The 6,091-nt window shown below is 64.5% G+C and carries 4 protein-coding genes; 3 read left to right on the top strand and 1 reads right to left on the bottom strand.

Annotated features, from left to right (window positions below):
* Window positions 1–125: 125 nt before the first annotated feature.
* Complete coding sequence (locus NKI69_RS19100; RefSeq protein WP_352722342.1) at window positions 126–1,763, top strand: copper resistance CopC/CopD family protein; 1,638 nt, start codon at window positions 126–128, stop codon at window positions 1,761–1,763.
* A gap of 139 nt (window positions 1,764–1,902) precedes the next feature.
* A complete protein-coding gene (gnd, locus tag NKI69_RS19095) occupies window positions 1,903–3,330 on the top strand; it encodes an NADP-dependent phosphogluconate dehydrogenase (RefSeq protein ID WP_352722341.1) in 1,428 nt (475 codons plus the stop codon).
* Between the two features lie 9 nt (window positions 3,331–3,339).
* Here gnd and NKI69_RS19090 read toward each other — a convergent pair whose 3' ends face one another.
* Entirely contained in the window at window positions 3,340–4,395 is a 1,056-nt protein-coding gene (locus tag NKI69_RS19090; protein ID WP_023812490.1) for a LacI family DNA-binding transcriptional regulator, read from the bottom strand.
* Window positions 4,396–4,798: 403 nt separating this feature from the next.
* On the opposite strand from NKI69_RS19090, the gene NKI69_RS19085 reads away from it, so the two are divergent.
* On the top strand, window positions 4,799–6,037 hold the full coding sequence (locus NKI69_RS19085; protein ID WP_023812491.1) for an ABC transporter substrate-binding protein: 1,239 nt from the start codon (window positions 4,799–4,801) through the stop codon (window positions 6,035–6,037).
* Window positions 6,038–6,091 lie beyond the last annotated feature (54 nt).

Below are 6,091 nucleotides of genomic sequence, written 5' to 3'. Positions count from 1 at the left end.
CCGGGACCGGGCATGTATGAGGAGGCCCTGAACACCCCGCCACCCGGCATCACGCTGTTGCCGATCAAATCCGCTCACCGGCGGCGCTCTATTTCGTGCGCGCCGCTCTTTTTCGTGGCGGTGACATGAGCACGACCCCCCTCCTGCAAACGGCTTCCATGGCCTGCAAACCTGCCGGCCGGCTTGCCGCCGGCCTGTTGGCCGTGATCGTGTTTCTTGCCAGCCTTGCCGTGTCAGATCAGGCCTTTGCCCATGCCGCGCTGATCAAGACCGATCCGGCCGACGGCGCGGTGCTGGAACAGGGGCCGGCACAGTTCTCGCTGACCTTCAGTGAGCCGGTCTCGCCGCTGGTGCTGACCTTGGTGAAGCCCGACGGCACGCCGGTTGCTCTGACGTCATTCCGGCTTAGCGACCAGACGCTCGAGATCGACAATCCGCAACCGCTCAAATCCGGTACGCATGTCTTGAGCTGGCGCGTCATCTCCGCAGACGGTCATCCCGTCGGCGGATCGCTGCTGTTTTCCATCGGCGCGCCCAGCGAGCCGCCCGCCGTGTCCGAAGCCGTCGACTGGCCGTTGCGGTCGGCGATCTGGCTCGGCAAGGTTTTTCTCTACCTCGGCCTTTTTCTCGGCGTCGGCGGCGCTTTCGCCCTCGCCTGGCTGTCCCAAGGTGGCCGCGCCGGACAGCGCTTCGTTGCAGCCGCAATCCTGGGCGGACTTGTCGCGGCGCCCTTGTCGCTCGGCTTGCAGGGGCTTGATGCGCTCGGGGCACCGCTCTCCCATCTGGCACAGGCGGTTATCTGGCGGACCGGGCTCGGCACCAGTTTCGGCTGGACAGTGCTGGTCGCGCTGATCGCGCTGGGGCTTGGCCTGCTGTCGCTGGCCGGCCCCCGCGCCACCGCCAAACCACTTGCGCTGGCAGGTCTGGCCGGGGTGGGGGTTGCCCTTGCCGCCAGCGGCCATGCCAGTGCCGCCGAACCGCAATGGCTGACGCGGCCGATGGTGTTCCTGCACGGCGTAGGCATCGCGTTGTGGGCCGGCGCATTGGTCCCACTCGGGCTGGCGCTGAAGGGGCAATCGGCGGGGGCCACGCCATTCCTGCGGCGGTTTTCTTGGGCGATCCTGCCGGTGGTGGCCGTGCTTGCCTCTGCCGGCATCGTGCTTGCCGTCATCCAGGTGCAAACCCCCGCGGCATTGGTCGACACCGCCTACGGAAGGCTGCTGCTGATCAAACTCGGGCTGTTGGTCTTTCTGTTCACGCTCGCCGCCGTCAACCGCTGGAAACTCACCGCGTCGGCCGAGGCGGGATCGACGGAAGTTCAACGCAGGCTGGTCCGCTCGATCGGCGTCGAGATGTTGATCGTGTTGGCGATTTTCGGCGTTGCCGCGGGCTGGCGTTTCACACCGCCGCCACGAGCCCTCGCGATTGCGGCAGCGCAACCGGTGTCGGTCCATATCCACGCGCTGAAAGCCATGGCCGATCTCAGCATCACCCCCGGCCATGCCGGACCGGTCGTCGCCTCGATGATCATCATGAGCGGCGATTTCGGCCCGCTCGACGCCAAGGAGGTGACGCTTGTGCTGTCGAAACCCGATTCGGGCATCGAGCCCTTGAAGCGCGCGGCGGCCAAGCCCGGCGACGGCAGTTGGCGTGTCGACAACCTCGTCATCCCGGTGCCCGGCCGGTGGACAGTGCGCATCGACATACTGGTCTCGGATTTTCAGATGGTGAAGATCGAGGCGCCCGTCGACATCAGGCCGTAAGGCCGGACCGACACGAGCTTGGCTAGGCATCCGTGCAACACAATTCGGCGAGGCGGTTGACGTGGCCCAAAAGGCCCGTCAATCATCCCGGCAAAATCGCGGGCTTCAGCCAACAAGATCCGAAAGCAGGGAAGAAACGATGGAAAATGCCGAAATCGGCCTGATCGGCCTTGGCACGATGGGCTCCAACCTGGCGCTCAACATCGCCGAGCACGGGCACCGCATCGCTGTCTTCAACCGCACCAGGGCGCGCACGGACGCTTTCATCGAGAATGCCGGCGCGCTCAGGGACATGGTCGTGCCCTGCTACAGCCTGGAAGAGCTTGCCGCCGCGATCCGGCCGCCGCGCCCGATCATCATCATGGTGCTGGCCGGCAAGCCGGTCGACGAACAGATCGCGGCTCTGCGCGGCGTGCTGTCGGCCAACGACATCGTCATCGACGCCGGCAACGCCAATTTCCGCGACACGATGCGGCGCTTCTCCGAGCTTTCCGGCTCGGGTCTCACCTTCATCGGCATGGGCGTGTCCGGCGGCGAGGAGGGTGCGCGCCACGGACCGTCGATCATGGTCGGCGGCACGGAGGACTCATGGAAACGCGTCGAGAAGGTGCTGACGGCGATCTCCGCCAAGTTCAAGGACGAACCCTGCGCGGCATGGCTCGGCACCGACGGCGCCGGACATTTCGTCAAGACCATCCATAACGGCATCGAATATGCCGACATGCAGATGATCGCGGAGATCTACGGCATCCTGCGCGACGGCCTGGGCATGGACCCGAAGGAGATCGGCACGGTGTTCGCCAACTGGAACAAGGGCCGGCTCAATTCCTACCTGATCGAGATCACCGCCAAGGTGCTGGCATCAGACGATCCGAAGACCGGCAAGCCGGTGGTCGACATCATCCTTGATCGCGCCGGCCAGAAGGGCACCGGCAAATGGTCTGTCATCGAGGCGCAGCAGCTCGGCATCCCGGCCACCGCGATCGAGGCGGCGGTGGCGGCGCGCGTTCTATCGTCGATCAAGGACGAGCGGCTGGCGGCGGAAAAGGCCTATGGCAACATCGGCGTGACGAAGATTTCCGGTGACAAGGACGCCTTGCTGAAAGATCTGGAACTGGCGCTGTTCGCCGGCAAGATCGCCGCCTACGCCCAAGGTTTTGCGGTGATGAGCGGCGCCTCCAAGGAATTCAACTGGAACCTGCCAATGCCGACCATCGCCAGGATCTGGCGCGCCGGCTGCATCATCCGCTCGCAGATGCTCGACACCATGGCGGAGGCCTTCAGCAAGGGCGGCGCCTCGACCAACCTGCTGATGGCCCCGGCCTTCATCGCGCTGATGCAGGAAGCGCATCCGTCGCTGCGGCGCATCGTGGCGAGGGCTTCGGAGGCCGGCTCGCCGGTTCCGGCGCTGTCTTCCGCACTTGCCTATTTCGACAGCTACCGCCAGGGCCGCGGCACGTCGAACCTGATCCAGGCGCAGCGCGACTTTTTCGGCGCGCACGGCTTCGAGCGTATCGACGACAAAGGCGCGTTCCATGGGCCGTGGGGAAGCGGTGCGGCTGGTTAGCCCAAGGGCCTAAACGGAAACCGGCGGGCTGAACGCCCGAACCTCGCTGGTGGCGACCAGGCGCTGCAACGAGCCGGGTGCGGCGCCGCCGATCCAGCCGAGCACGGAGCGGGCGAGATCGGAGCCGGCCAGGCGGAAGTTCTCGTTGACGACGAGCAATTCCGGCCGGAACAGGTGCAACAGGTCCGACGACTGCTTGGACACGACATCGACGTCGCGGCCAAGCTTGAGGCCGGCATCCTCGATGCCGGCGACGATCGCCAGTGTCGCGGCGGCAGCGCTGCTGACGAAGCCGTCCGGCCTGTTCTCGCGGCGCATCACCTGCGCGGTTCTGGTCCTGATCTGCTCGATCGTGTGATCGATGGAAACGGTGTTGAACGGAATTTCGCTGGCTCCGACCTCGCTTAGCGCATCGGCAAAGCCGTTCAGCGTGTGGCCATAATAGGTCAGCCCGGGCGGCGGCGACAGAAGCGCCAGCTTGTGCCTGCCCATGCTCGCCAGGCGGCGCACGGCTTCCATCGCGAAAACATGGTTGTCGAAGTCATGGTAGGGATGGACGAGGCCCATGTCGGTGCGCCCATGCGTGGCAAAGGGCATGCCGTGCTCGAGCATGTAGCGGGCGCGCGGATCGTTCGGTTGGGTGCGCGAAATGATGACTCCGTCGGCCGAGCCGGTCTCGACGAGATAGCGGATCGGCTCCATCGGATCCTGCGAGCGGGAATAGGGCGTGACGATCAGGTGATAGGGCGTTTCGGCGAGCACTTCCGAAACGCCGTAGATGATGTCCGAGACGAAGCTCATGATCTCGCGGTCGGTGTTGAGCACGAGGCTGATGACATTGGTCCTGCCGGTGCGCAGACGCACGCCGGCGCGGTTCGGCCGGTAGCCGATCTGCTTGGCGACGAGCTGGACGCGACGCCTGGTTTCGGCGCCGATTTCCGGGGCATCCTTCAAGGCGCGTGACACGGTGGTGACGCCGAGCCCGGTCATGAAGGCAAGCGTCTTCAACGTCGGCCGTCCCTGTGCCGAGGTCTCCCCGTTCTTGTCCGTACGCTGTCTGTCCATTCGTCCCGCCCGTCAGGCGCATAGCAGCCGCGAGCCATGTCGGCAATCGCCGCCATAGCGGTACGATATGCGTTCCAGCCCCGGCAAAGCCTCAATATACTGAAACGTTACAGATTGCCATATCGAGTTACATGTCCCTCGCCACGAGGTGGATGGTTCTTTTGCGAAACGCATTGGGATTCCAGGAGAAATCGCCTCTGCCGCCGCCTTTTGCCCGTATCAGGCGGCATTTCGGTGTTTGCGCCGCAGCAGACCATGCTGCAGTGCATGGGAAGCGCGATCATTCATGCGAATTTGTTCGCGGTCCGAAAAAATATCGAGGGCGCTTCGTTGATGGGTTGCACAGCCCGCGCAATTGCCGTATCGAAAATCTGTAACGTTTCAGATTCTGGGAGGAGCCGAAATGCGATACAAACTTTTGACCGCTGCGCTGGCAGCGACGGCCGCGTTGCAGTTTGCCGGCCAGGCGGCCGCGACGGACCTGGAAGTCACCCATTGGTGGACGTCGGGCGGCGAGGCGGCGGCGGTTGCGGAACTTGCCAAGGCATTCGATGCAACCGGCAACCACTGGGTGGATGGCGCCATTGCCGGCTCCGGCGGCACGGCGCGGCCAATCATGATCAGCCGCATCACCGGTGGCGATCCGATGGGCGCCACGCAGTTCAACCATGGCCGGCAGGCGGAGGAACTGGTGCAGGCCGGCCTGATGCGCGACCTCACCGACGTCGCCACCAAGGGCAAGTGGACTGATGTCGTCCGGCCGAAGAGCCTGCTCGACGGCTGCACCATCGACGGCAAGATCTACTGCGTGCCCGTCAACATCCATTCCTGGCAGTGGCTGTGGCTGTCCAACGAAGCCTTCGCGAAGGCCGGCGTGCCGTTGCCGAAGGACTGGAATGAATTCGTGGCGGCAGCGCCGGCGCTGGAAAAGGCCGGCATCATCCCGCTCGCCGTCGGCGGTCAGGCCTGGCAATCCTCCGGTGCCTTCGACGTCCTGCTTGCGGCTGTGGGCGGTACGGACACATTCCTCAAGGTCTACAAGGACAAGGATGCCAAGTTCGCCGCCGGGCCCGAAGTCGCCAAGGTCTTCAAGGCCGCGGACGATGCCCGCAAGATGGCGAAGAACACCAATGTGCAGGACTGGAACCAGGCGACCAACCTGGTCATCACCGGCAAGGCCGCTGGCCAGATCATGGGCGACTGGGCGCAGGGCGAGTTCCAGGTTGCCGGCAAGACCGCCGGCAAGGATTATACCTGCCTGCCGGGCCTTGGGCTGAACGAGGTCATAGCCACGGGCGGTGACGCCTTCTATTTCCCGCTGCTCAAGGATGCCGACAAGAGCAAGGCGCAGGAGGTGCTGGCCGAGACGCTGCTCGATCCCAAGACGCAGGTTGCCTTCAATCTAAAGAAGGGATCCCTGCCGGTGCGCGGCGACGTCGATCTCAATGCGGCCAACGACTGCATGAAGAAGGGCCTCGCCATTCTTGCCAAGGGCGCCGTCATGCCGTGGACGGACCAACTGCTTTCACAGGACACCCAGAAACAGAAGGAAGACCTTTTCGCCGAATTCTTCGCCAAGCCGGAACTGACCATCGAAGACGCGCAGAAGCGCTTCGCCGACCTCATCGCTTCGGCGGACTGACGCTGGAGGCAACCCGCCTCATTCCCGGCCTTGCGAATGCAGGGCCGGGAATGC

This window comes from Mesorhizobium sp. M0491 (assembly GCF_040321265.1).
In the GTDB taxonomy this organism is placed as follows: Bacteria; Pseudomonadota; Alphaproteobacteria; order Rhizobiales; family Rhizobiaceae; genus Mesorhizobium.
The sequence above is the reverse complement of the archived record's forward strand: the minus strand, read 5'-3'. Positions and strand labels throughout refer to the sequence as shown.